This window comes from Actinocrispum wychmicini (genome assembly GCF_004345645.1).
GTDB classification, from domain to species: domain Bacteria; phylum Actinomycetota; class Actinomycetes; order Mycobacteriales; family Pseudonocardiaceae; genus Kibdelosporangium; species Kibdelosporangium wychmicini.
This window is the reverse complement of record NZ_SLWS01000001.1, coordinates 710404-731095: the sequence shown is the minus strand read 5'-3', so window position 1 is coordinate 731095 and position 20692 is coordinate 710404. Positions and strand designations below refer to the sequence as shown.

Annotated in this window: 26 protein-coding genes; 7 read left to right on the top strand and 19 right to left on the bottom strand. The window is 66.1% G+C overall.

The window, feature by feature from the left end; translation table 11 throughout:
- The first annotated feature begins 11 nt into the window (after positions 1-11).
- Both EV192_RS03700 and EV192_RS03695 read left to right on the top strand, forming a co-directional pair.
- Positions 12-1580 (top strand): GMC family oxidoreductase, encoded by a 1569-nt coding sequence (locus tag EV192_RS03700; RefSeq protein WP_243726607.1) that lies wholly within the window; start codon positions 12-14, stop codon positions 1578-1580.
- Between the two features lie 66 nt (positions 1581-1646).
- Positions 1647-2030 carry a hypothetical protein gene (locus EV192_RS03695; RefSeq protein ID WP_132111067.1) on the top strand — a complete coding sequence of 128 codons (384 nt, stop codon included), beginning with the start codon at positions 1647-1649 and terminating at the stop codon, positions 2028-2030.
- Between the two features lie 15 nt (positions 2031-2045).
- On the opposite strand, the gene EV192_RS03690 is transcribed toward EV192_RS03695, so the two are convergent.
- Together EV192_RS03690 and EV192_RS03685 are read right to left on the bottom strand one after the other, a co-directional pair.
- Positions 2046-2576 (bottom strand): hypothetical protein, encoded by a 531-nt coding sequence (locus EV192_RS03690; RefSeq protein WP_132111065.1) that lies wholly within the window; start codon positions 2574-2576, stop codon positions 2046-2048.
- Positions 2577-2755: 179 nt separating this feature from the next.
- Complete coding sequence (locus tag EV192_RS03685; protein ID WP_132111063.1) at positions 2756-4270, bottom strand: aldehyde dehydrogenase family protein; 1515 nt, start codon at positions 4268-4270, stop codon at positions 2756-2758.
- 231 nt (positions 4271-4501) lie between these two features.
- Here EV192_RS03685 and EV192_RS03680 point away from each other — a divergent pair, with 231 nt between their 5' ends.
- Entirely contained in the window at positions 4502-5413 is a 912-nt protein-coding gene (locus tag EV192_RS03680; protein ID WP_165960193.1) for a site-specific integrase, read from the top strand.
- A 485-nt stretch (positions 5414-5898) separates the two neighbouring features.
- Here the strand turns inward: EV192_RS03680 and EV192_RS03675 are convergent, their stop codons facing one another.
- The 4 genes from EV192_RS03675 to EV192_RS03660 all read right to left on the bottom strand — a co-directional run bounded on the left by EV192_RS03675 (position 5899) and on the right by EV192_RS03660 (position 7966).
- Positions 5899-6738, bottom strand: coding sequence for a helix-turn-helix domain-containing protein (locus EV192_RS03675; protein WP_243726606.1), 840 nt, complete (start codon positions 6736-6738; stop codon positions 5899-5901).
- Positions 6739-6746: 8 nt separating this feature from the next.
- Positions 6747-7259 carry a DUF6879 family protein gene (locus tag EV192_RS03670; RefSeq protein WP_132111057.1) on the bottom strand — a complete coding sequence of 171 codons (513 nt, stop codon included), beginning with the start codon at positions 7257-7259 and terminating at the stop codon, positions 6747-6749.
- Positions 7252-7485: a hypothetical protein gene (locus tag EV192_RS03665; RefSeq protein ID WP_132111055.1), complete on the bottom strand. Its 234-nt coding sequence runs from the start codon at positions 7483-7485 to the stop codon at positions 7252-7254. Before EV192_RS03665 ends, EV192_RS03670 begins: the two co-directional genes overlap by 8 nt.
- Positions 7486-7603: 118 nt before the next feature.
- The gene (locus EV192_RS03660) at positions 7604-7966 is read right to left on the bottom strand and encodes a hypothetical protein (RefSeq protein ID WP_132111053.1); all 363 of its coding nucleotides are present in this window, start codon (positions 7964-7966) and stop codon (positions 7604-7606) included.
- 220 nt (positions 7967-8186) lie between these two features.
- Here EV192_RS03660 and EV192_RS03655 point away from each other — a divergent pair, with 220 nt between their 5' ends.
- From EV192_RS03655 to EV192_RS03640, 4 genes are all read left to right on the top strand, one after another.
- Positions 8187-8399: a hypothetical protein gene (locus tag EV192_RS03655; RefSeq protein WP_132111051.1), complete on the top strand. Its 213-nt coding sequence runs from the start codon at positions 8187-8189 to the stop codon at positions 8397-8399.
- A gap of 407 nt (positions 8400-8806) precedes the next feature.
- Positions 8807-9223 (top strand): glycine-rich domain-containing protein, encoded by a 417-nt coding sequence (locus EV192_RS03650; protein ID WP_207925872.1) that lies wholly within the window; start codon positions 8807-8809, stop codon positions 9221-9223.
- A 22-nt stretch (positions 9224-9245) separates the two neighbouring features.
- Positions 9246-10100 (top strand): phosphotransferase family protein, encoded by an 855-nt coding sequence (locus EV192_RS03645; protein WP_132111047.1) that lies wholly within the window; start codon positions 9246-9248, stop codon positions 10098-10100.
- 195 nt (positions 10101-10295) lie between these two features.
- Positions 10296-10766: a hypothetical protein gene (locus EV192_RS03640; RefSeq protein ID WP_132111045.1), complete on the top strand. Its 471-nt coding sequence runs from the start codon at positions 10296-10298 to the stop codon at positions 10764-10766.
- Between the two features lie 63 nt (positions 10767-10829).
- Here EV192_RS03640 and EV192_RS03635 read toward each other — a convergent pair whose 3' ends face one another.
- The 13 genes from EV192_RS03635 to EV192_RS03575 all read right to left on the bottom strand — a co-directional run bounded on the left by EV192_RS03635 (position 10830) and on the right by EV192_RS03575 (position 20669).
- Positions 10830-11090, bottom strand: coding sequence for a hypothetical protein (locus EV192_RS03635; RefSeq protein ID WP_132111043.1), 261 nt, complete (start codon positions 11088-11090; stop codon positions 10830-10832).
- Positions 11090-11908: a hypothetical protein gene (locus EV192_RS03630; RefSeq protein WP_132111041.1), complete on the bottom strand. Its 819-nt coding sequence runs from the start codon at positions 11906-11908 to the stop codon at positions 11090-11092. Before EV192_RS03630 ends, EV192_RS03635 begins: the two co-directional genes overlap by 1 nt.
- 3 nt (positions 11909-11911) lie before the next feature.
- Positions 11912-12148, bottom strand: a complete 237-nt coding sequence (locus EV192_RS03625) for a hypothetical protein (protein ID WP_132111039.1) — start codon at positions 12146-12148, stop codon at positions 11912-11914.
- 9 nt (positions 12149-12157) lie between these two features.
- Positions 12158-12643, bottom strand: a complete 486-nt coding sequence (locus EV192_RS03620) for a hypothetical protein (protein ID WP_132111037.1) — start codon at positions 12641-12643, stop codon at positions 12158-12160.
- Between the two features lie 9 nt (positions 12644-12652).
- The gene (locus EV192_RS03615; protein ID WP_132111035.1) at positions 12653-15424 is read right to left on the bottom strand and encodes a hypothetical protein; all 2772 of its coding nucleotides are present in this window, start codon (positions 15422-15424) and stop codon (positions 12653-12655) included.
- Positions 15424-17382, bottom strand: a complete 1959-nt coding sequence (locus EV192_RS03610) for a phage tail tape measure protein (protein WP_132111033.1) — start codon at positions 17380-17382, stop codon at positions 15424-15426. Before EV192_RS03610 ends, EV192_RS03615 begins: the two co-directional genes overlap by 1 nt.
- The gene (locus tag EV192_RS03605) at positions 17382-17795 is read right to left on the bottom strand and encodes an HK97 gp10 family phage protein (protein WP_207925871.1); all 414 of its coding nucleotides are present in this window, start codon (positions 17793-17795) and stop codon (positions 17382-17384) included. The genes EV192_RS03610 and EV192_RS03605 overlap by 1 nt, the downstream gene beginning before the upstream one ends.
- A 162-nt stretch (positions 17796-17957) precedes the next feature.
- Positions 17958-18278 carry a hypothetical protein gene (locus EV192_RS03600; protein WP_132111031.1) on the bottom strand — a complete coding sequence of 107 codons (321 nt, stop codon included), beginning with the start codon at positions 18276-18278 and terminating at the stop codon, positions 17958-17960.
- Between the two features lie 12 nt (positions 18279-18290).
- Positions 18291-18692, bottom strand: coding sequence for a hypothetical protein (locus tag EV192_RS03595; protein WP_132111029.1), 402 nt, complete (start codon positions 18690-18692; stop codon positions 18291-18293).
- Positions 18693-18707: 15 nt separating this feature from the next.
- Complete coding sequence (locus EV192_RS03590) at positions 18708-19220, bottom strand: hypothetical protein (RefSeq protein WP_132111027.1); 513 nt, start codon at positions 19218-19220, stop codon at positions 18708-18710.
- Position 19221: 1 nt separating this feature from the next.
- Positions 19222-19635 carry a hypothetical protein gene (locus EV192_RS03585; RefSeq protein WP_132111025.1) on the bottom strand — a complete coding sequence of 138 codons (414 nt, stop codon included), beginning with the start codon at positions 19633-19635 and terminating at the stop codon, positions 19222-19224.
- Positions 19636-19642: 7 nt separating this feature from the next.
- The gene (locus tag EV192_RS03580) at positions 19643-20233 is read right to left on the bottom strand and encodes a phage gp6-like head-tail connector protein (protein ID WP_132111023.1); all 591 of its coding nucleotides are present in this window, start codon (positions 20231-20233) and stop codon (positions 19643-19645) included.
- A gap of 16 nt (positions 20234-20249) precedes the next feature.
- Entirely contained in the window at positions 20250-20669 is a 420-nt protein-coding gene (locus EV192_RS03575) for a hypothetical protein (protein WP_132111021.1), read from the bottom strand.
- Positions 20670-20692 lie beyond the last annotated feature (23 nt).

Genomic DNA, 20692 nt, shown 5'->3' with positions numbered 1-20692 from the left:
TGGAGGCTCTCGTGAGCGACGCGTTCGACTACATCGTGGTGGGTGCCGGAAGCGCGGGGTGCGTGCTGGCGAACCGGTTGACCGAGGACCCGTCCGTCACCGTGCTGTTGCTGGAGGCGGGCGGGCCGGACGACGCGGACGAGATCCACATCCCGGCCGCGTTCTCCACCCTGTTCAAGACCAAGTGGGACTGGAACTACGAGACGGTCGAGCAGAAGCACATGGGCGACCGCACGGCCTACTGGCCGCGGATGAAAGCCCTGGGCGGCTGTTCCTCGATGAACGCGATGATCTACATCCGCGGCAACAAGGCGGACTACGACACCTGGCGGGACTCGCACAACGCCACCGGTTGGGGCTGGGACGACGTCCTGCCGTACTTCGTCAAGGCGGAGCACAACACCCGGCTGGCCGGCCCGCTGCACGGCACCGGTGGGCCGCTCTGGGTGGAGGACCGCCGCTACACCCATGAACTGTCCCGGGCGTGGGTGGACGCGGCGGTCACGTGGGGTCTCAAACCCACGGACGACTTCAACGGCCATGACCAGGAAGGCGCGGGCCAGTACCAGGTGACGTGCCACAACGGCCGTCGGTGGTCCACAGCGGACGCGTACCTGCGCCCCGCGATGACGCGGCCGAACCTGACGGTCCGGACCAACGCGCTGGCCACGAAGATCGTCATCGAGTCGGGGCGCGCGGTCGGCGTCGACTACACGCACGACGGTTCGCCGCGGACGTCCCGCGTCAACGGCGAGGTCATCCTGTCCGGCGGCGCGATCAACTCGCCACAACTGCTGATGCTGTCCGGGATCGGCCCGGCCGAGCACCTGCGTGACCTCGACATCGACGTGGTGGTGGGGCTGGCCGAGGTCGGCGCGAACCTGCACGACCACCCGGCCGCCGGAATCCTGTGGAGCACCAGGAAGACCACGGACCTGGTGGACTTCGCCACCCCCACCCGGATGATCCAGTGGCAGCTCACCGGCCGCGGCCCGATGGCGTCCAACGTGGGCGAAGCCGGCGCGTTCCTGACCAGCGGCGACAGCGTCGAAGTCCCGGACCTGCAGATCATCGTGGCGCCAACCTTGTTCTACGACAACGGAATCCACGAGCCGACTGCCCAGGGCTTCACGTCGGCGGCCACGCTGATCAACCCGGCCAGTCGAGGCCGCCTCCGGCTCCGCTCGGCCAACCCGGAATGGCGGCCCCTGATCGACCCGGCGTACTACGACGACCCACAGGACATGGACACCATGGTCGCCGGCCTGCGGGTGCTGATGGAGATCGGCGAACGCCCAGCCCTGGCCCGGTACCTGGACAAACCGTTCCTGCCGGAGAGCCTGGACCGCACCGACGCGGAACTGGCCCAGCACGTCCGCGAGCAGACGCAGACCCTCTACCACCCGGTGGGCACGTGCTCGATCGGCACGGTGGTGGACGAGGACCTGAAGGTCAACGGCGTGTCCGGGCTCCGGATCGCGGACGCCTCGGTGATGCCGATGGTTCCCCGCGGGAACACCAACGCGCCCACCATCATGGTCGGCGAGAAAGCGGCCGACCTCATCAAAGCCAGCCGATAGCTCCTCGGGACCGGTCCCGCCATCGCCCCGCCATAGTTGCCGAAACCGGCACATCGAGAGGCAGAGATGAAGGTTCGCTACAACCTGGTCGTCGGCGTCGTGCTCCTGGTGCTCGGCGCCGTGTGCGTGTTCCTCGGGCTGTGGCTCGCCGTGCTCGGCGAGTTCAACCCGGCGGTTATCGCCGGCATGGTGCCGATGCTGATCGGCATCCTCTACCTGGTGCGGCCGTACTTCTGGGTGAATCCCACATCCGTGGCGATCCCCGCCCTGATCGGCCCGATCCGGCGCGAGTTCCCGTTCCAGACCCTGGAGGTCAACGGCGGCAAGCTGGTCGCGGTCCGCGACGACGGCACGCGCAAGAAAGTCCCCGTCGCCCGCTGGCTGGCCCACTCGGGCGACTGGGCGGTAGCCACGACGCCAGGAATCGCCGATGGGGGTGCACAGCGGTGAGACCCGGTTCCGTGCTCAAGACGGCTGTGACGATCCCCCGTCGTCCCCGCCAGAGCTGTCGGCCGCCGATGTTGTCGCACGCGGGGTCAGGGCCGCCGGAAGCTTCTCCACTGTCGTGACCATGAGACGCAGAAACCCTTGTTCACTCAGCTTGTCATCTTGACGAAGCTGGAAGGCACCCACAATGGCGATGGACAACAATCCGCCCACCACGAAAATCGGTAACGCCCACAACGCCAGCAAGCTGGCACCGATGAGCAGAATCGCGGTCACAACGACGAAGAGGACCAAATAGAACGACCCCGAAACCCACGGGGACTGCTGGAGGACTTTACGTTCCCGATGATCACGAGTCACCTCCCGCGAGGCATCCGTGCCGCTGCCTTCCTGGTGGGCTCGGTGCACGGCTTCGTAAGCCCGGATAACCTCGTCCGCGACCCGGCCCTTGATCTTGACATGCCCCTGCGGGTCGACATCTATGCTGCACTGCGGCGACAGGGAACCTGTGGGCTCAGCACTCTCTGAAGTCGGCTCCAACTCACTCACGGTTGACGACCTCCCACGTCGACTCTGCCATCATTCTCGCCCCGGTCGCGGGAATTGCCAACACCGTTCCGCCGGCTCTGCCGCAGCCTCGGTGTGCCGACTGGCCTGAGCACCCGCTGAACACAGATCAGCGGGCAGGTCCGGGGAGACCTGCCCGCATTTCAGCCGATCGGCTGGATCTACTTGCGCTTGCCGTGCAGGACCGTGATCAGTTTGGCCACCCTCGCGTCGGTTTTCGCGGTTCGGGCGAACGTGGTCAGTGCGAGTGGGGGACGGAATCGTTGCCGCGCTATGGCTTTGGCGCGGGTGAACTCTTTGAGGCCGTCCGGGCCGTGGATGCGGCCGAAGCCTGAGTCGCCGACGCCGCCGAACGGCAGGGTGGGGATCGCCGCGAAGCTGATCACCGAGTTCACGGCGGTCATGCCGGAGCGGAGCCTGCGGGCGAGTTCCATGCCGCGGCGTTTGGCGAACACGGTCGCGCCCAGGCCGTAGCGGGAGTTGTTGGCCAGGGTGATGGCTTCGTCCATGTCCTTGACCTTGGCGATGGTCAGGGTCGGGCCGAAGGTCTCGTCTTTCACGGCCACGGAGTCCTCGGGCACGTCCACCAGGACTGTCGGCTGGACGAAGCGTTCGCCGACCGCGTCCACGCCGCCGACCAGGGCTTTGCCGCCGCGGGCCAGGGCGTCCTCGATGTGCCGGCGGATGATGCCGAGTTGGGCGGGCATGGTGATCGGGCCGATCTGCGCGCCGGCGTCGTAGCCCGCGCGGACGTCACGGGCCTTGGCGACGGTCTTGGCCACGAACTCGTCGTACACCTTTTCGTGCACGTAGACCCGTTCGACGCCGACGCATGTCTGGCCGGCGTTGGACATGCCGCCCCAGACGGCCGCGTCGGCCGCGGCTTCGACGTCGGCGTCCGCGTCGACCAACAGCGCGTCCTTGCCGCCGGCCTCGATCAGCACCGGTGTCAGGTTCTCCGCGCACGCGGCCATGATCTTGCGCCCGGTGGCCGCCGAGCCGGTGAAGGCGAGTTTGTCCACACCGGACCGGCACAGTGCCGCGCCGGTCACGCCGTATCCGGTCAGCAGCTGGAACACCGGCTGCTCGGGGACGATCTCGGCGAACGAGTCGACCAGCCACCTGCCCACCCCGGGGGTGTACTCGCTCGGCTTGAACACCACGGCGTTGCCGGCCGCGAGCGCGTACACGATCGACCCCATCGGGGTGAACACCGGGTAGTTCCACGGGCCGATCACGCCGATGACGCCGAGCGGCTGGTACTCCACGGTGGCCGACTGGTTGGCCATCAGCAGGCCGGCGGCGCGGCGTTGCGGGCCGAGGACCTTGCGGGCGTGCTTGGCGACCCAGGCGGTGTGGTCGATGGCGAGGATGATCTCGATCATCGCGTCCGAGTGCGGCTTCCCGGTCTCCTGGTGGACGACCTCGGCGAGCTGGGCGGCCCGCCGGGTGATCACGCCCTTCCAGCGTTGCAGCCGGTCGGTGCGGCCGGCGAACCCGAGCTGGTGCCACCAGGCCGACGCGGTCCGCGCCTGGGCGACCGCGGCCGCGACGTCCGTCTCGGTGTGGATGGGATGGGTGCCGACCACCTCGTCGGTCGCCGGGTTCACGGAGTCGAACGTGGAGCCGCCGGCGCCCTGGTCGGCAGCTTGCTCAGTGGTCTGCACGGTCGTCATGTGCGTCCTCCTGGTTGCCTACCCAGGAGGCTACTCGACAGTATCCAACGGCAACATCGCCCGTAGTGGACGGGTTGGCGCAGGTCATCCCACTTCGGGCGAGTTACCAAACCGTTACCACCGGCGCCTCCAATGGGCCAGCGCCCGTCACCCGGATGGATGCGAGCTGGAGGCGTCGACATGCCGACACCGCGTAGATCCGAATCGACCCAGGGACGTAAGTCGTTACACATGACAAGCGACGCCTCTACCTGGGACAACGGTAAATTGATCACCGAATACCAGCGTTACAAGAGAGACGAATGGCCGCGCGAGAAGACGCGTCGTACTCGGCGCTTCCAGCTTGGACGAGTGGCCAAAGACCTTCCTAGTCTGATTACAGCAAGTGAGGATGACTTGCTCCGTTGGCGTGACCGGCTACGCGGTTCGGCCGAAACGACCGCTCAGTACGTCAGTGTCATCTCGGGCCTGTACTACTGGATGGTCGTCATCCGCAAGCTCCGCGACGACAACCCCGCGCAAGTCCTCAAGAGACCCAAGGTCCCGGTCCGGTTGCCGCGGCCGATGCTCCCCAGGCACTACGAACTCGCCCTGGCCTGCGCACTGAGCGAGCCGGAGCTGTACATCTGGCTTGGTCTCATGGGCTGCAGCGGTTTGCGCTGCTGCGAGATCGCGTGGGCGAAGACCCATGAGGTGGAAGAGCGGGATGACGGCGGCGGCATCGCCCGCATCGAAGGCAAGGGCGGCAAGGTCCGCGCGATTCCGATCGGTCAGATGCTCATGCTGACGATGCGGCCGTTCCTCCTCGGGCGAGGTTCCCTATTCACGCGCCCCGACGGGCATCCGTGGAAGCCTGACCAAGTGTCGAAACGAGTAAACAACTTTCTCCGCGGGATCGGCCTCTCGGAGACAGCTCACACCATGCGTCATCGATTCGGCACTGACTACCACGCGCTGGATGCAGACCTGTTCCGGCAGGCGAAGGTCATGGGACACGCCTCGGTACACACCACGCAGCTCTACACCGAGGTGGATCCGATCGAAGCCGCCCGATACGTCGAGTCGCTGACCGTACGGCGGCTGAAGCTGCACCGTCAGCCGGGCTGGATACAGTCAGAAGAGGTGCGGGGAAGGTCAGCATGACCATCGCACCACGGAGCAGAGGGCCACCATCCCAAGTCCACACGAGACGAGGACCGCGCACTACATGGGTGCGCGGTCCTCGCCGTTTCAGCATGTCTTATGGGAGCGGAAAAGCCCAGGCCAACGGACGGGGTGAGCTGCGCTACTCCGTCCGAGTGAAAGATCGTAGAGCGACGTAGCTAAAGGACACATCACCCGTAAAGGTGGTGCGCTTAGACGGAGAACCACTACGTTTTACCGCTGAGGAGGGGCCGTGAGCAGCGATTACGTCGTCCGTGGTGAGGACGAAAATGGTCAGAGCATGGTCTTGAAGTTCGGGCTCACCCGCGATCGGCTGATCGCCACCCGATGCTCGAACGGCGGAGTAATGATCTTGACGCCACGTGCGGTCTCCCGCTTGATCATGTATCTCCGCGCGCTACAGACCGAGGCGTTACAGGGCCAGACATGGGAGATCGAGCCGGCTCCCGCCCCATCGAGGTCCGTCACGAGCCGGCGGCAGGCAGCTGGCGGACGAGCAGCTCCCGCGCCGCGTCCGACTCTGCGGCAGCCGCCCACAGCATGTCTGTGACCTTGTTGTACGTAGCCACCTCATCCGGGTCGATCATGCTCAACTCGCCTGTCACGGTCTCGATCATCACCACGTCGTCCACGATCCAATACCCGTGCATGAGCATGTACGGCAGCCGGACGCGGACCGGCAGGATCCCGACACGGACATTCGGTGTGCCGATCGCAGCCATCAACCGATGGACCTGCCCGGCCATCACCTCCTGCGGCGCCACCGGATGCAGCAGCGCCGACTCAGTCATCAACAGCTCGATCGTGCGGCCGGGCTCGTAGAGGATCTCCTGCCGGCGCATCCGAGCGCGGATAGCCGCGGTGATGTCCTGCCCGCCCCCATGGATGTTCGCGTGTGCAAGCAGGACATGCCGTGCGTACTCCGGAGTCTGAAGCAGGCCGGGCACGACCCCGACGTCCACGGCGCGGATCAGGCGTGCGGCGGCCTCGCGTTCGACAGATTCCTGTTGACGGCTGGCGTGGCCGGCGCGGACCTTCGCCTTCCAGGTGACGTACTGCTCGTTCAGTGCGGACAGTCGAACGGTGAGGTGCGCAGCGGTTTCTTCGCTCACACTGCAGGCGGCGAGCCAGGCATTGAGGTCGTCCTGGCTCGCCGTTTGCTTGCCGGTCTCCAGCTTGCTGACCTTCGGCGCGTTCCAGCCCAGCCGGTTGGCGAACTCCTTGCCGTTGAGCGTCGTCGATTCGCGGAGTCGGCGTAGCTCCTCGCCGAACTCGGCTCGGGCACGGTCGAAGCTGGTCGCCACGGTCCCTCTCAGGTCATGTCGCTGAACGGAACCGCATCCTCCCATGCTCGGGCTCGAATTTCGCGAAATTCGCGAACCTGCGCCGGGTCGGTCACCACTTCGGCGTAGTCGAAGCCGTTCTCATCGAAGTGCATCGCGGCGACCCGTTCGTCGTCCCAGAGCCAGAAGTCTTGCTCTGGGAGACCCAGCTCGCGCGCCCGGCTCTGGTGCATGACGCGGACTTCCTCGCCGGCCTGGACGTTGAGGTGGGTGAACGACAGCTCGAACCGCAGGTAGTCGGTGAGTGGCTCTGTGAGGACCCTGATTCGGCCGTAGGTCTTGCCAGCGGCCACGTTCCGACGGACCGCCGCGTACCAGTCGTCCATGAAGGCCGTGTCCGGCTGCTGGCCGAGCAGATACTGACGGAACGGTTCCCGCTCGGACGGTTCGTTGTAGACACCCTGGCACTCCCACCGCCACGCGGACGCGTGGAACTCGGTCAGCGCCTGCCACCAGGCGCCGCCGGACAGCACCTCACCCACGGCGGCCTTTCCTGCCGAACCAGCGGCGACGTTTGGCGAACTTCAACAGCTGCTTGGGAATCTCAACAACGGTCTCATGGTCCGGCAGACCACGGTCTCGGAGGGTCTGCAGCGCTGCAGGGTCGGTGATCTTGACGCCCTGCACGACGTACGTATCGCGGTCCGTCGCGTACAAGTTCGGGCAGTTGCCGCCACCCGAGGTGGTGCCCAGGAACGTCAGTTTCATGATCGTCTCCTCGTTCTGTCGTCCAACGTCTACGAACTTGATCCAACCCGGAGCCACACCGGCAGCGATTGCCCCAATCGAGTGGAGTTAGATAAGAATTTCGCGAAATTCTTGTTGATTACGCACGCTCAAGTGCAGGCTGTTCGCGCACAGCAACGACACGGGAGGCGACGATGACCCGGTGGCGGGTGACCCACAGCCCCGACGGCAACGGCGAAGTTCTGCTCATCGTCGGCGGCACCGGCACCGGGATGGTCTCCGTCTGGGTGCCACGCATGGTGTTGGTCACGCCAGACACGGCGCGACGCATGGCGACTGCACTCACCTCGGCCGCCGCAGAGAGCGGGGGTTCGTGATGTCCTGGTTCGGCAGCCCGCTCTACATTCTTTTCGCTGTGACGCTGATCGTTGTCGCCCTCGGCGTCGACTGGATCCTGCTCAAGACTGGCATCACCGAACGCGTCCAGCCCACCCGCCCGCACCCAACCCGCCGGCGGTCCGTCCGGATGCTGCCTTCAAGCACCAGGTCGTCACCGCGGCCGACGACTCCATCCCCCGGCGTCGTGACCGCCTCCCCAGTGACGACCTGGCCCAGCAGTCGGTCGACGTCACAGCCCCCGATGTGGCGTCGGCCGGCGTCGAACTCCACGCTTGCGCCAAGTCTGTCTACCGAGCGGGCACAGCCGCCCGCAGCGTGGCCTGATGCCCTGGGCATGGATGGTCCGCGACGACAGCCCTCAGGCCCACGCCTCCAACGTCGAGGAGGACTGGACGCCCCTGCCGTACGTCGAGGCAGCCTGCAAGTTCACGGCGCCACCCCGTGCCCTGGACCCGTATCGCGGAGGGTGCCCGTTCTGCGTCGACTGCCTCATCGCCGTCGGCGACACCATGCCCGTCAACCTGGCTTGGAGATAGCAATGTTCACGACCACCTACTGCTCATTCTGTGGCCGCGCCGCCGGCAACGGACACGAGCCATGGTGCCCAAGCAACCACCACTGGATCTGATGGTTCACCGGGCTCGGCCCTGGCTCCAACAACGCCGCGATGAGAGCCGCGACGACTGGCTCACACGCACCGCGAGGAGTTGTTACTACTGCTCGATCGCGCCGTTCCCGACTGCCGCAGAAGCCACCCGGCACGAACTCGAACACGAGCACGCCAGGGCTCTGCAGGCCCCTGGCGCGTAACGCTCGCACGATTCCGCTGAGAACAGGAGGAGAGATGACATCACTCGCCCAGGCCCAGTCAGGTCCCGATTCGCTTGTGTCGCGTGAGTTGCACCGTCGACTGAGTGGACAACTGATCAGTGAACATGCGGGGATGACAGGCGACAAGGCGGTTCGGATCGTTGACGCGACCGTGGCCTTCCTGAAGGTGTGCGCCGACAACCCGGACGGGCACTTCCGCCCGAGCCAGGAAGTCGACAAGGGATGGCACCAGTTCATCCTGAACACCGTCGACTACGCGGAGTTCTGCGAGCGGGTCGCCGGCCGGTTCCTGCACCACGTACCGGACGAATTCACCCCGCCGCGCGCAGACCATGCCGACACGGTGGCCGCGCTGGCCCCTACGGTGGCAGCGTTGGAGGAAGCCGGGTTCGAGGTTGACTCTGAACTGTGGGCGACCGCTTCAGGCCGGTGCTCCCAGTGCCACTCAGGATGCACGAACTGCGGCCAGGGCGACGATGGTCCCCTAGCTGCAGCGGTGCGCCACCTGACGGTGGCGGCAACGGGGTAACAGCCCCAGAACAGGAAGTGTGATGACGACCCGTCGTGACTGGCACGACTTGCCGGACGGTGTGCGGCGAGCCGTGGAGCACCGGACCGGGACCGTGCGGGAGGCGGAGTCACCAGCCGGAGGCCGAAACTCCGAGTTGGCGGCGACGCTGTCCACAGACTCCGGTCGCGTGTTCTGCAAGGGGGTCACGACGGGTTCGTCCTTGGCGGTGATGCACCGCAACGAAATCGCGGTGAGCCCGGTCCTTCCCGAACGGCTCGCCCCGCGCCTGCTGTGGCATCTCGATGTGGACGGTTGGCTGCTGCTCGGGTTCGAGTACGTCTCCGGGTACCACGCCAATCTGTCCCCTGGGTCGCCTGACCTGCCCGCCGTCGCCGAAGCGGTACAGGAGATCAGGCAGGTGCCCGCGCCATCGGGCCGCCCGATGGCCGCCCAGTGGGCACGGGCCCTGAAACCAGAGCTTGAGTCCCCGCCGCCAGCCGACACCGATCCGTGGTCCGTAGCGAACGCCGACCGGCTTGTCGCATGGGCTTCCCGAGCGCCTGACCACATGGACGGGGACAGTCTGGTCCACTCGGACCTGAACCCCGCGAACTTCCTGGTCGCCAAGCGCGCGTGGGTGATCGACTGGGCGTGGTGGCGCACTGGGGCCGCCTGGATCGACCCCGCGTACCTGGTTATTCGGCTCATCGCTGAAGGCCACGATGCCGGCGCCGCGGAGAAGTGGGCTCTGCAGTTCGACAGCTTCGCGGCAGCTCCACCTGACGCCCTGACCGCCTACTCCGCGTCCGTGCTCCGCTTGTGGGAACGTCGATTCGCGAACACGCCAGCCACCAACGCAGCCCGCGCGTGGACACAGTACCGAGTGCACCAGTAACAGTAGAACTAGCCGTGACCGCATCCGGCACCCGTGTCAGTGACTGTTACCTACTGCGAGTAACGCTCACAAGATCCACACTGACAACACCGACAAATCGCCGCTCAATGGGGAGAGAGCATGATCGGTCGTGTGGTCATTGTTGCCGTCCTGGTCGTATTGGCAGGCTGTAGTAACACGAGCAAGGGCGGGAGCGTGACCGACGCCAGCGGCTCTCAGGCTGCGGCTGGCCCGACCACTGTGAGCACGAGCAGTCCGGCCTCGCCGGCTACGGCTACCTGGGGGAAGCGGTACACCTGGCCGGACGGGCTCGCGATCGAAGTGGCGCAACCCAAGTCGTGCACACCCAGCAAGAACGCCTACCCGCCTGGCGTCAAGCGTGGTGTGATCGTGTCGATCACCGTCATCAACGGCACCAAGCAGGCGTTCGACGCGGGCATGCTCGGCATGGGTTCCGACCGCCAGTTCGCCGGGCACCCCGCCGACTCGGTGGGAGACTCGGGTGGACCGTGCAAGGCCGGCACCTTCGTGGCTGGCACGGTGCTACCAGGCAAAACACTCACATACACCGAGTCATACGCGGTTGACGCAACTCCGGGGGAGCTGCAGCTCGCGTTCCAACCGAGCTTCGGTGCTGAGAAGGTCTTCTTCGTCGGCCAAGCGTAGACGCGCGAAAGGCCCCCGCGACCGCGGCAAGCGGTGCGGGGGCCTGTCTGTGGAGAGAGCCAGTCAGCCGGCGGGCGGTGCGTACGTCGGCGGCTGGGCCGAGCCGAGCAGCAAGCGCGCCAGCCACGGGGGCACGTGAGGTTCGGCCCGCCGGACCGCGGCGTACACGACGGCCAGGGCCACGAGGTCGGTCACTTGTCCGCCGAGGCCGGACACGGCGTCCAGGATGGCCGGGGGCAGGCCCAGATGCGTGAGCCACACGACGAGCGCCGCCCAGGCGGCCGGGACGACGGTACGGACGACGGAACGCAGCCAATCGGACATCAGGCACCGCCGATCTTGATGTCGCCGGTGATCTGGATGTGCTTGCCGAGTTCCTCGCGGAAGATCTGGCGAACCTGGTCCGCCGTGAGCCCGGCCGACAGCGTGCTGATCTTGGTCTGGATGTTGGCCAAGGACACCGTCAACTGGTTCGCGGTGCCCTTACTGGGGCCGCCCTCCTGGTCTGTGCCCTTCAACAGCGCTTCGATTCGGAAACACGCGTCCAGTAGGAGCGTAACCATCAAGATGGCTTCCGAACCAGCGCGCTCCTGTGCGTGTGCCAGCGCGCCAACGCGGGCGACCATGTCTTTGTATGACTGGGTTTCCTCGGTTACTGCGGCCATGTCTTCTCCTTCATCAACACCCGGCCAGTGATCGGCCACGATGGACAGGTCGTATTGCCCGCCAGAGCCGGGCGGGTTGGCGTACTGCTTGGCGACCGCACCGGCGGGGATCACTGCCACGCCGTCGTACTTTGCGGGCCACCAATGAGGCTCGGCTACGCGAGCCGCGGCGAACGCTGCCCGAACTATGGGCCACTGCGAAGCCGAGCAGTAGACGGTGGGGTCTGCGCCAGCCGCGCGACGCATCGTCACCCAGTCAGGAGCTTCGTCCGGGGTGGCATCACCCTTCTCAACGTCGAGCACGTGTCCGGCGTCGGTGTAGGCCCGGACGGCGATTCGCACCTTCACGGCGTCGGGGAACCTCTCCCAGGCTTCGGCTGGCCACGCGTACGGGCTCGGCGGGAGGTAGCCAGCGACTATGGCCGCGGTGGCCGGGATTGCCTTCCAGTTCACCGAGTCGTACATCGTGCGCGCCATGGTTCATCCTTTTCCAAGCAGCTGGACGAGTTCGGTGATGCCGGCCGCGAACGTCGCGGCTACGCCGGTGGCCCACCACATCCGGCGTTCCAGGGCGCGGATGCGGGATTCGTGGTCCGGCAAGGCTTTTCGGAGTTCCTGGACGTCGCCCTTGATTTCGGCCACTGCTGTACCGATGCCCTTTACCTCCGCGTATAGCTCGGTGGGGGTGATGACGACCGATCCGGGTGGGATGTCCACTGGTTCACCTCACGGGTTCGTGACTCGGTAGATGTTCAGCCGGCCGATCGAGTTGGTGCCGTCGCCGCTGATGTAGCCGGAGCCGGTGCCGAGGAGCAGCCACCCGACGGCGGCCACGCCGTAGATTCCGCTTGCTGTGGCGGTGAACAGGCCGCCGACGTGGAAGGCGTAGAACGCGGAGCTGGTCACGCAAGTGATCGGTTTGGCGGCGAACACGGGGTCGGTGGCGACGGCCGCGCCGCCGGCCTTGGACACCAGGGCGACCACGAACGAGGGGTTGGCCACGCCTGCGCCGGTGGCCAGCGCGCAGTCCAAGGTGACCGCGTAGTTCGCACCGACAACCGCAGTGAACGTGCCACCAGGGCCAAGGACCTTCGTTCCGCTACTCCACGTTGAGCTGTTGGAGGTGATGGCTACGGTCATCTCCAACTGCCCGAGAGCGACTGCCGCGTTCAGGTCGGCCGCTGTAGGGAACTGTCCAGCGAAGAACGTCATGGCGACTCCCTAGGCTGGTGCCAGTCGGCGCGGGTTGAGGACTTCGATCGGGGCTCCGGCCGTGTGGGGTTTGACCACGCCGTTGACGCTTCGGGTGACGGTGAACGTCTGCGGGCTGGCCGAGCCGGCGATGTTGGTGATGGTGACCTGTTCACCGTCCAGGTTGGCCTGAGTGGTTTGGGCGCCGGTCTTCCACAGGTATCCGGTGCTGGCCACGGTGAGACTGGTAGCGGTGGTGTTGACCCCTGTGGTCAAGGTGGACGGGTTGCCGCTGTCGCTCTGGCCGGCCAACACGGAACCGCCCAGGACGAACACGTCGTACGGTTCGGCCGGGGAACCGGTGAACGTGATGGTGTGCCGGAACGCGGTGTCAAACGTCTCGGTATAGCCGCGCACGAGCAGGCGCGCGGGGTAGTACACGCCGGCCTTGGTGGCATGGGTGACCTCGATCAAGTCGTCGATGCCGGTGTCCAGCACCCCGACGGCGACGGCTTGGGTCACTGAAGGCGCGCGGAGATCCACGACCACGACCGGGTAGCGGGGTGCGCTCACAGTGCCGTTGTTCAGCCGCCAGCCGGCCTGCTCGGGCAGCATCGCGTCCGCGGCGACGTTCACCTCGAACGACCCGTCATAGCGGCCCACAGCGCCCGCTACGGTGCCGGGATCGTGGGTGTTCTTCGGTCCAACAGTCCGGGCGACGGTGTACGTGCCGCCACCTGGGCGTGTCGTGGTGACGTCGTTGAGACGTCCCTGGTCGTCCAGGATGGGTTGGAACGGGTCGCCGACATAGCCGGCCGAGTAGTCCAGGGACACCGCCGGGGTCTGGTTGAGCGCGGACCCCACGGTGCGCAGGGCGACCGCGACCGAGCTTTTCGGCTCGTAGCGGGAACCTCGGTCAACGGTCACGCATTCGTCGAGCAGGTCCAGCAGGGTCTTCTCCGACTGTGGCCCCATCAGCGTCAGGGGCCTCAGCGGGTTGTAGTCGCCGTAGGAGTCTGTCGCGACGCCTTCCTCGGCCGCGATGCGCACGAACCGGTTCGCCGGGGCCTCGCCCGAGTGGCCGCGGTAGGCGTCATCGAGGAGGCCGTAGATCAAGCTGTTGGCGTTGATCTGCGGGAACACGGCGACGTTGCCGAATGCGCCCGGCCCGCTGGTCTGGATGTCGCCGCCCTCGAATTCGATCATATTGAGGGGCGTATAGGTGGCGGGGCTGACCGCGACTCCAGAGGGGAACACTCCGTCGATGGAGAACGAGCACACGATATGGCCGCTGTCGGCGTACATGCTGAAGCTGTAGGTGTGCCAGGTGTCGTCATAGCCGGCCAACGGGAGTTGTCCGGCGAAGATGACAGTGGACGGCCCAGCCCCGATCCGCGCTTCGTAGCTGCCGTCGGTGAAGTACGTGATGCTGGCGTCGTTCGAGAGTGTGTTGTTGTGGAAGATGATCCGGCCGCCGGAGTCCTGGGTGAGTCGCATTACCCAGGACACGGTGTAGGAGTTGCCGATCAGGGCCTGCCGGGTGACCGGGAGGATCAATGACCCGTTGTTGGTGACCTGGGCGGTGCGACCGACGCCGACCAGGCCGGTACCGCTGCCCCACGTCATCGCGCCCGCCGGCTGATTGTTGGCGTCCAGATACTGCTGCAGGAATGCGGAAACGCCGCCGGGCACTGCGTTGGCGCCGGGGTCGGTGGCGTCCTTGGGTAGATCCAGCGGCCAGTACTCGACGGGCGTGAATGGTTTGGCAGGGCCGGTCATGTATCGGTAGGCGCTGCTGCGCAAGGGGTTCTTGAACTGTGACAGCCGCCGGGACAGCCCGGAAGCTTCCACGGCGATGGTCCGATCGGCCTCGCCGAGCTTGCGGTCCGGGGTCCATTTCGACACCTCGCCGGCGAACCGAGGGAGCCGAATCTCCATCCGGTCGTATCGGAACACAACGGGTTTGGTGGTGGTGTTGCCGGACCCGACACCCGAACGGATGCCGACCCAACCGGCACCGAACGGCCCGTCCTGGACGGTGGACACAGTCCAGGACTGTGGCTCGGTACCGCTGGTAGGCCATGCCTTGAACCTGATCGTGCTGGCCTCGATCGACGCCGCCACGCTCCATTGCTGTCCACTGTAGGCAGTAGTAAGGGTCACCGGTCCAGCCAAGGTCGTGGTGTCCCGTTCCATGATGGACAGCTGAACCTGGTTGGAAGCATTGACCAGCATGCGGCACAGGTAGTAGTCCGCGCCGCTGTTGGACATCCGCAAGGCGATGTTGGCCGGCTCCAAGGAGCCACCGGTCACCGAGGACACACTATCGATGATCACCGTGGTGCGGACTTCGACGTCCCGGACGGTGATAGTTTGCAACGTGGTCAACGCGTAGGACAGCGTGGTGGTGACCGAGTGTCTGCCCTCGCCGCTGGACACCGATGTACCGGCAGTCCCCGCGGTGGTGGTGGTCCACGCCCCGTTCTGCGGGCTGCTTCCCCACCCGGACGCTGTCGTCCGGGCGAAGTTGTCGACTCCGACCTCCAACGCGAGCCGGAACGGCGCGTTCAGGAACTCCTGCCCGTAGTAGACGCCCATGGGGTCATGCGGGCTGTAGTTGTGGCTCGCATCGTCCAGGGTGAACTTACACAGGGACGGGGATGGTTTCGCCGACTCGTCCTTGCGGCCGCGGGTGATGGTGACCGCCGGCGACTGTCGAACGTCGGTGGTGATCGTACGCCACTGGCCGCCGAGCCACAGCTCGGCGACCGGTCGGCGGGGAAACGATAGATCCAGACCCATCACGTCACCTCGATGGTGATCACACCGGTGCGCACCATGTTCTGAAACCAGGTGGCGAATCCGGAATCGACGTCGCCGGCGACCCGTACGGTGGCCGTCGCGCCGCCACCCGAGGGCAGTGGTTTGTCGGCTGGGAACACGGTTTCACCGGCTTGGAGGACGCGGAGTTGTTCGCTGCCAGACGCGCCACCCACCTGACCGCCTGTGTGTAGTCTCGGGATGTCCGGGATGTGCCCGATGTTCACCCCCGGCAGGTGGTTCAGGCCATCGATCACCCAGTTGATCCCGTGCAGGAATCCGTTGACGACACCGATCACCCAGTTGATCGCGCCGCGGATACCGCCGGAGATGGCGTCACCGATGGCCGAGCCGACGCGTTGGAAGAAGGCAACGGTGGCGTTGAATGCGTCTATCAGGTCGTGCCAGCGGTCGACAACCCAGTGCACCGCTACACCGACAACGTTCTGTACCTGTTCCCAGAGGTCGATCCAGAACTGGCGGAAGCCGGCAGACTTCTCCCAGAGCATCACGAACGCCGCGACCAAGCCGGCGAGCACGGAGATGATCAGCAGGATCGGGTTGGCGTCCATGACCGCGTTGAGCGCCGTTTGGGCGATGGTCACCAGCTTGGTGGCCGCTTCCCACGCGGCCATCGCGACCTGGACCGCGACGATCGGGGCGGCCATGGCGGCGATCACGGCGAGCACGATCGACAGCCAGGACCAGTTTTCCTTGACCCAACCGACCACACTGGACAGGGCCGGGACCAGGGTGGCGTTGAGCAGGTCGACGAAGCCGCTCACCACTGGGATGACGACGTTGGCGATGGTGTCGGTGGCCCATCCCTCGAACGCGCGTTTCGCCGCCTCGATCTTCGCCGTCGGCCCGGACGAGAGGCTGTCGCCGGTGCGCTTGGCCGCTCCCTCGAACGAGCCCAACGCTTGCGTGGCCTTGGACGGATCCAACGCATACAGGGCCTTGCCGAGGTCTTCGGCCTTCGTGCCGAACAGCTCGACGGCGATCTGGCCCTGCTTCACCGGATCCTTGATGCCCCTCAACTTTTCCAAAACCAGGTTCAGCCCCTGGGAGGCGGAATCCCCACCCCGCGCGATCATCTCGGCGGTGGTGGTGGCGTTCAGGCCGAGCTGCTTGAAGCCGTCGATGCTGGTGGCCGATCCGTCCACCGCGCGGATGGAGAACTCTTTGAGCGCGTCGGCCAGCACGTCAGTGTTGCGGGCACCTGCCTGCATGCCCTGTGCGATCAGGCCGAGCGCGTGCGGGCCGTCCAGGCCGAGCTTCTGGAACTGGACCGAATACTCACTCAGGGTGTCGGTCGCGTCCTCGGCCGCGTTGGGGATCTTCTGGAACGCGACTGCGACCAGGTCCATGCCCTGCTGGGCGTCCTTGACCAGACCAGTTTTGAGCAGGTGGCCAACAGCGTTGGTGGATTCGGTGACGTCGATGTCGAACGTGTCCCGCAGGGCCAGCGCGGACTCGCTGACCTGTTTGAGGCCATCGGCGCCCAGCTGGTCCATGCCGCCGATGTTGCGGACCACCTGGGACACCGCGGCGCCGACGTCATCCAGGGACTCGCCGAAGTTGTCCGCGTAGATCTTTCCCGCCAGGCCACCCAGCTTGCCGGCCTCCTCGGTGGTGGTGCCCAATTGGGCCCCGAGCTTGCCGGCGATGTCCTGGCCGCCGATGATGTTGCCCAGGACGTCGCCCACGGTTGACAGGCCCTGGATGGCTAGGCCGACCTCACCGATCTTGCCGATGAATCCGGTGTAGGACTTGGCGGACTTCTCGGTCGACTGGCCGGTGAGCCGCTCCATGTCCGAGGAGGACTTGTCCACCTGGTCGGTCATTCGCTTGGTTGCTGAGCCGACCCGGTCCATGGCGTCGGTGAGCTTCTTCTCGTCGCCGGCGAGTACCAAGGTGGCGGTGTTCTTGTTTGCCATCAGTCCACCTCGATCCCGGCTTGCTCGGCCACCTGGAGGAGGGCCTGGACGAAGATCTCCCGGACCTTGTCGCGGTTCTTGGTGTACGCGGGGTAGAGGTACCGGCCGGTCTTGATCCACGGGCGGGCGGTGTGGTGCTTGCGGCCGACCTTTCCGCCCCAGTCCAGCCACGCGAAGTACGGCGCCTTGGTGCCGCCGGCCTGCACGCGGGCCTCGGTGCGCGTGCTGCGGGCCTTCACGCTGGACTGTGCTCTGCCGGTGCGCCGTGGCACTGCGGATACGGTGTCGGCTACCACGACGTCGGCGGCCGCGTTGGCGGCCAGCCGTAGGGCCTTGGGCAGGTCGTTGTCCAGCTTGCGGAGGTTGCGGGAGAACTGGGCCAGACCGTCGATCTTGATCGGCTCGGTAATCACGTCCGTGTCCTCCCTGTTTACTTGTGGCCGGCCAGCTCCAGGCGCTGTGCCTTGCGTCCGAAGTAGATGGACCATTCGAGCCATTCCTGGTTGCTAATGACCGTGCGCAACTGCGCCACGGTCATGTGCAGCTGCTCGGCCAGGAAGAAGTCGAATTCGAGGTCAGGATCGGCGTCGAACGCTTTTGTACGCGGCCTTCCCGGCCAGCTCGTCCAATCCGCTGAGCCGCGCGATCGCCGCGGTGACCTTCTCCAGGTCGCCGGGGGTCGCGGCCTCCTGCCAGCGGCCCACTTCATCGGGTGTGAGCACCGGGTCAAGCATGGCTGTGGCTACGATGTGCTGCTCGACCTGCACCGGGTCGTTGACCTTCGCGCGGAGGTCGAGCATTTCTCGGCGACTCACCGCTCGCACCCGTACCGTGCCGCCTCGGACCTCGACGTCCTGCTCGTCGAGTTGAGGCGTGAACAGTTTCTCTTTGTCCATAACGGACCTTTCTCATGGCTGGTTGACGCTGGTGACGTCGTCGGAGAAGGTCAGGTCGACAGTCCAGGACACCATGTCGGCGACCGGGCTGGATTCCTTGTAGGACTTGACGAGCACGTTCACGGTGTCCTGCGGCTTGCCGGTGCCGGTGCCCTCCGGCCGGTGTACGAGGGCCACAACCGCCCCGATCAGCGGCTGGATCACATCGTGCGGCCCGGTGGTCCCGTTGCCGTAGTTCCCGCCGACGGTGCACTTGCCACCCTTGAGGCCACCGGCGAACACATGACTGTTCTTGCCGTAGCAGGTGACATCGTGCTCGTCGGCGTTCTGTTCCCAGTCCGTCGTCTTGGAGAACGGCGAGATGTCAGACCCATTGAGGGACACAAACGTGTTCTTGCCATGGACGAAAGTCATTGTCAGCTCCCGAATCTACGCGCTGGCGCCGATGATGGTGATCTCGTAGTCGACCGTGCTTCCGCCGGCGGAGTTGGTTACCCGCAGCAGGTCGCCGGTACCGGCCGTGACCGCGTAGCCGGTGGCGTCAGTCGAGCCGGCCACCGCGGCGAAGAACGCACCTGGGCGCAGAGTTACCGTGCCGGTAGTGCCCAGCAGCGTGGCCCACTGGTTGGATGCGGCCGCGCCGATGACGACGTTGTTGGTGTTGGCGACGACCGCGGCGACCACCAGAGCCTTGATTCGGGCGAAGGTCACGGCCTGGCCGTAGATGTCCGCGAGCACCCCGGCCAGGTCCAGATCCTCGTTCGCACCTGCAGCGAGCGTGCGCTGGTCGAACCACAGCTTGTCGGCCTGGCCAACGCCGGTGCCGGTGGCCAACTCCGCGAGCTTGGAGTAGGCCAGGGTGCACTTCGGGATCGCTTTCAGGTCCGCGGCCGTGGTCAACTCCGCGTTCACCGCGAGGGAAATGCTGGAAATCAAAGGCATGTCAGGCTCCCGGTCCTGTGATGTCCACGTGGAAACTCGCCATCAGGTACTCGATGCCGCCCATGCTCGCTACCGGGAACTCGCATTTGCGCACGGTGACGGTGTCGCACGAGCGGTATCTGTTGCTGTCGCTGTTGTCCACCGTCCGCTTGATGGACTTCACGCCGGACCCGTCGGCGTACTCGGCCAGCGTGGTGCGACTTGCTCGGTCGGATGCCTTGCCCACCAACACGTCCACGATGAGAGTCATCGAGTCCGAACCGCGGGCATAGGTCTCGTCATAGGTGATCTCTTCGGGCAAGAGCACGATCGCCGCTGGCGGGGCGACCGAATCCGCGTTGTAGGCACGTACCCGAAGCCCCGGAACCTTCTCCAATTTGGAGCCGACTTCGTCCATCACAGCCGCCAGGTTCATGACGGCATCACCCGATCCCCGGCAGACTGACCGGGTCGAGCAGCGCTTGGACGTCCGGGTCCTTGCGGGCCAGGTTCACCACCCAGTCCTGCGAGCCCATGATCCCGGCCGGCGAGTCCTTGCGGTGAAACAGCCGGCGGGCCAGGATCAGGCAGGCTTGTTCGACGTCGTTGGGTACGGCCGGCCAGCCCCACCTGGCGGTGATGCGAACCCGTAGCCCGAATCCGCCGAACCACCACGCCAGCCGCAACAGTCCGGTGATCGGTTCGCCGGTGGCGAGCGCGTTCTCCGGATGGGTTTCGTAGTCGTTGATCGGCGTCCACGAGCCGGCGGTGCCGGTCTCGACGGTCAGCCCGGCGGCGTCGCCGATGTCGTCAGTCATCAGCAGCATGCCGTCGCGGTCCCAGGTGACCCGGCGGCCGGGGCGGTAGATCCGCGCTACGGGTGCCTCGTCGAGCCAGAACCGCCGGCCGGTGACCCGGTCGATCGCTCGCGAGGAACCGCTGAGTGCCTTGCCCAGCAGCAGGTCGTCGTTGGTGTCGTTGATGCCCAACGACTGCTTGAGCGTGTCCTGCTCGGCGTAGATGGTGACCGCCATCGAGACACCCCGGTCGTTACTTCTTGCGCGGAACCGCGCGCTGGCGCGGCGTTGTGTCGGCGGCCGTCTCTGCGTGCGCCTGGCCGTCGGCCGCCAGTACGGCCGTGTCCTCGCCGGGCGGATCTTGCGTTGTGTCGGCGGCCGCGGTGGTGGTCTGGTCGGCCTCGCCGCTCTCCGGGATGTCGAGGTCCGCCAGGCCGGCGCGCAGCTCGTTCGCGCGGACGCGCGTGGCGGCCGCTTCGGTGTGCGCTCCGGTCTGGTCGTGTTGGGCTGCCGCCTGGTCCAGGCGGGCGATGGTGTCGCGAGCGACGGCGACCCGGCCAGCGATCTCGTGCCGGACTTGATCGGCGCGGTCGGAGCGGCCGCGAGTTTCGTAGTTGTGCAGCTCGGTGTGCAGTGCGCGCAGTTCATCGACGAGCTGTGTGGGTGGGTACACCACGTTGACCTCCAATAGGGACA

Excerpts from the sequence above, each read along its gene's own strand:
- EV192_RS03650 (WP_207925872.1), top strand. The coding sequence starts at position 8,807 with ATGACAGGCGACAAGGCGGTTCGGATCGTTGACGCGACCGTGGCCTTC.
- EV192_RS03665 (WP_132111055.1), bottom strand. The coding sequence starts at position 7,485 with ATGAAACTGACGTTCCTGGGCACCACCTCGGGTGGCGGCAACTGCCCG.
- EV192_RS03695 (WP_132111067.1), top strand. The coding sequence starts at position 1,647 with ATGAAGGTTCGCTACAACCTGGTCGTCGGCGTCGTGCTCCTGGTGCTC.
- EV192_RS03680 (WP_165960193.1), top strand. The coding sequence starts at position 4,502 with ATGACAAGCGACGCCTCTACCTGGGACAACGGTAAATTGATCACCGAA.
- EV192_RS03655 (WP_132111051.1), top strand. The coding sequence starts at position 8,187 with ATGCCCTGGGCATGGATGGTCCGCGACGACAGCCCTCAGGCCCACGCC.
- EV192_RS03600 (WP_132111031.1), bottom strand. The coding sequence starts at position 18,278 with ATGGACAAAGAGAAACTGTTCACGCCTCAACTCGACGAGCAGGACGTC.
- EV192_RS03580 (WP_132111023.1), bottom strand. The coding sequence starts at position 20,233 with ATGGCGGTCACCATCTACGCCGAGCAGGACACGCTCAAGCAGTCGTTG.
- EV192_RS03620 (WP_132111037.1), bottom strand. The coding sequence starts at position 12,643 with ATGACGTTCTTCGCTGGACAGTTCCCTACAGCGGCCGACCTGAACGCG.
- EV192_RS03610 (WP_132111033.1), bottom strand. The coding sequence starts at position 17,382 with ATGGCAAACAAGAACACCGCCACCTTGGTACTCGCCGGCGACGAGAAG.
- EV192_RS03595 (WP_132111029.1), bottom strand. The coding sequence starts at position 18,692 with ATGACTTTCGTCCATGGCAAGAACACGTTTGTGTCCCTCAATGGGTCT.
- EV192_RS03685 (WP_132111063.1), bottom strand. The coding sequence starts at position 4,270 with ATGACGACCGTGCAGACCACTGAGCAAGCTGCCGACCAGGGCGCCGGC.
- EV192_RS03585 (WP_132111025.1), bottom strand. The coding sequence starts at position 19,635 with ATGAACCTGGCGGCTGTGATGGACGAAGTCGGCTCCAAATTGGAGAAG.
- EV192_RS03590 (WP_132111027.1), bottom strand. The coding sequence starts at position 19,220 with ATGCCTTTGATTTCCAGCATTTCCCTCGCGGTGAACGCGGAGTTGACC.
- EV192_RS03630 (WP_132111041.1), bottom strand. The coding sequence starts at position 11,908 with ATGGCGCGCACGATGTACGACTCGGTGAACTGGAAGGCAATCCCGGCC.
- EV192_RS03615 (WP_132111035.1), bottom strand. The coding sequence starts at position 15,424 with ATGGGTCTGGATCTATCGTTTCCCCGCCGACCGGTCGCCGAGCTGTGG.
- EV192_RS03645 (WP_132111047.1), top strand. The coding sequence starts at position 9,246 with ATGACGACCCGTCGTGACTGGCACGACTTGCCGGACGGTGTGCGGCGA.
- EV192_RS03635 (WP_132111043.1), bottom strand. The coding sequence starts at position 11,090 with ATGTCCGATTGGCTGCGTTCCGTCGTCCGTACCGTCGTCCCGGCCGCC.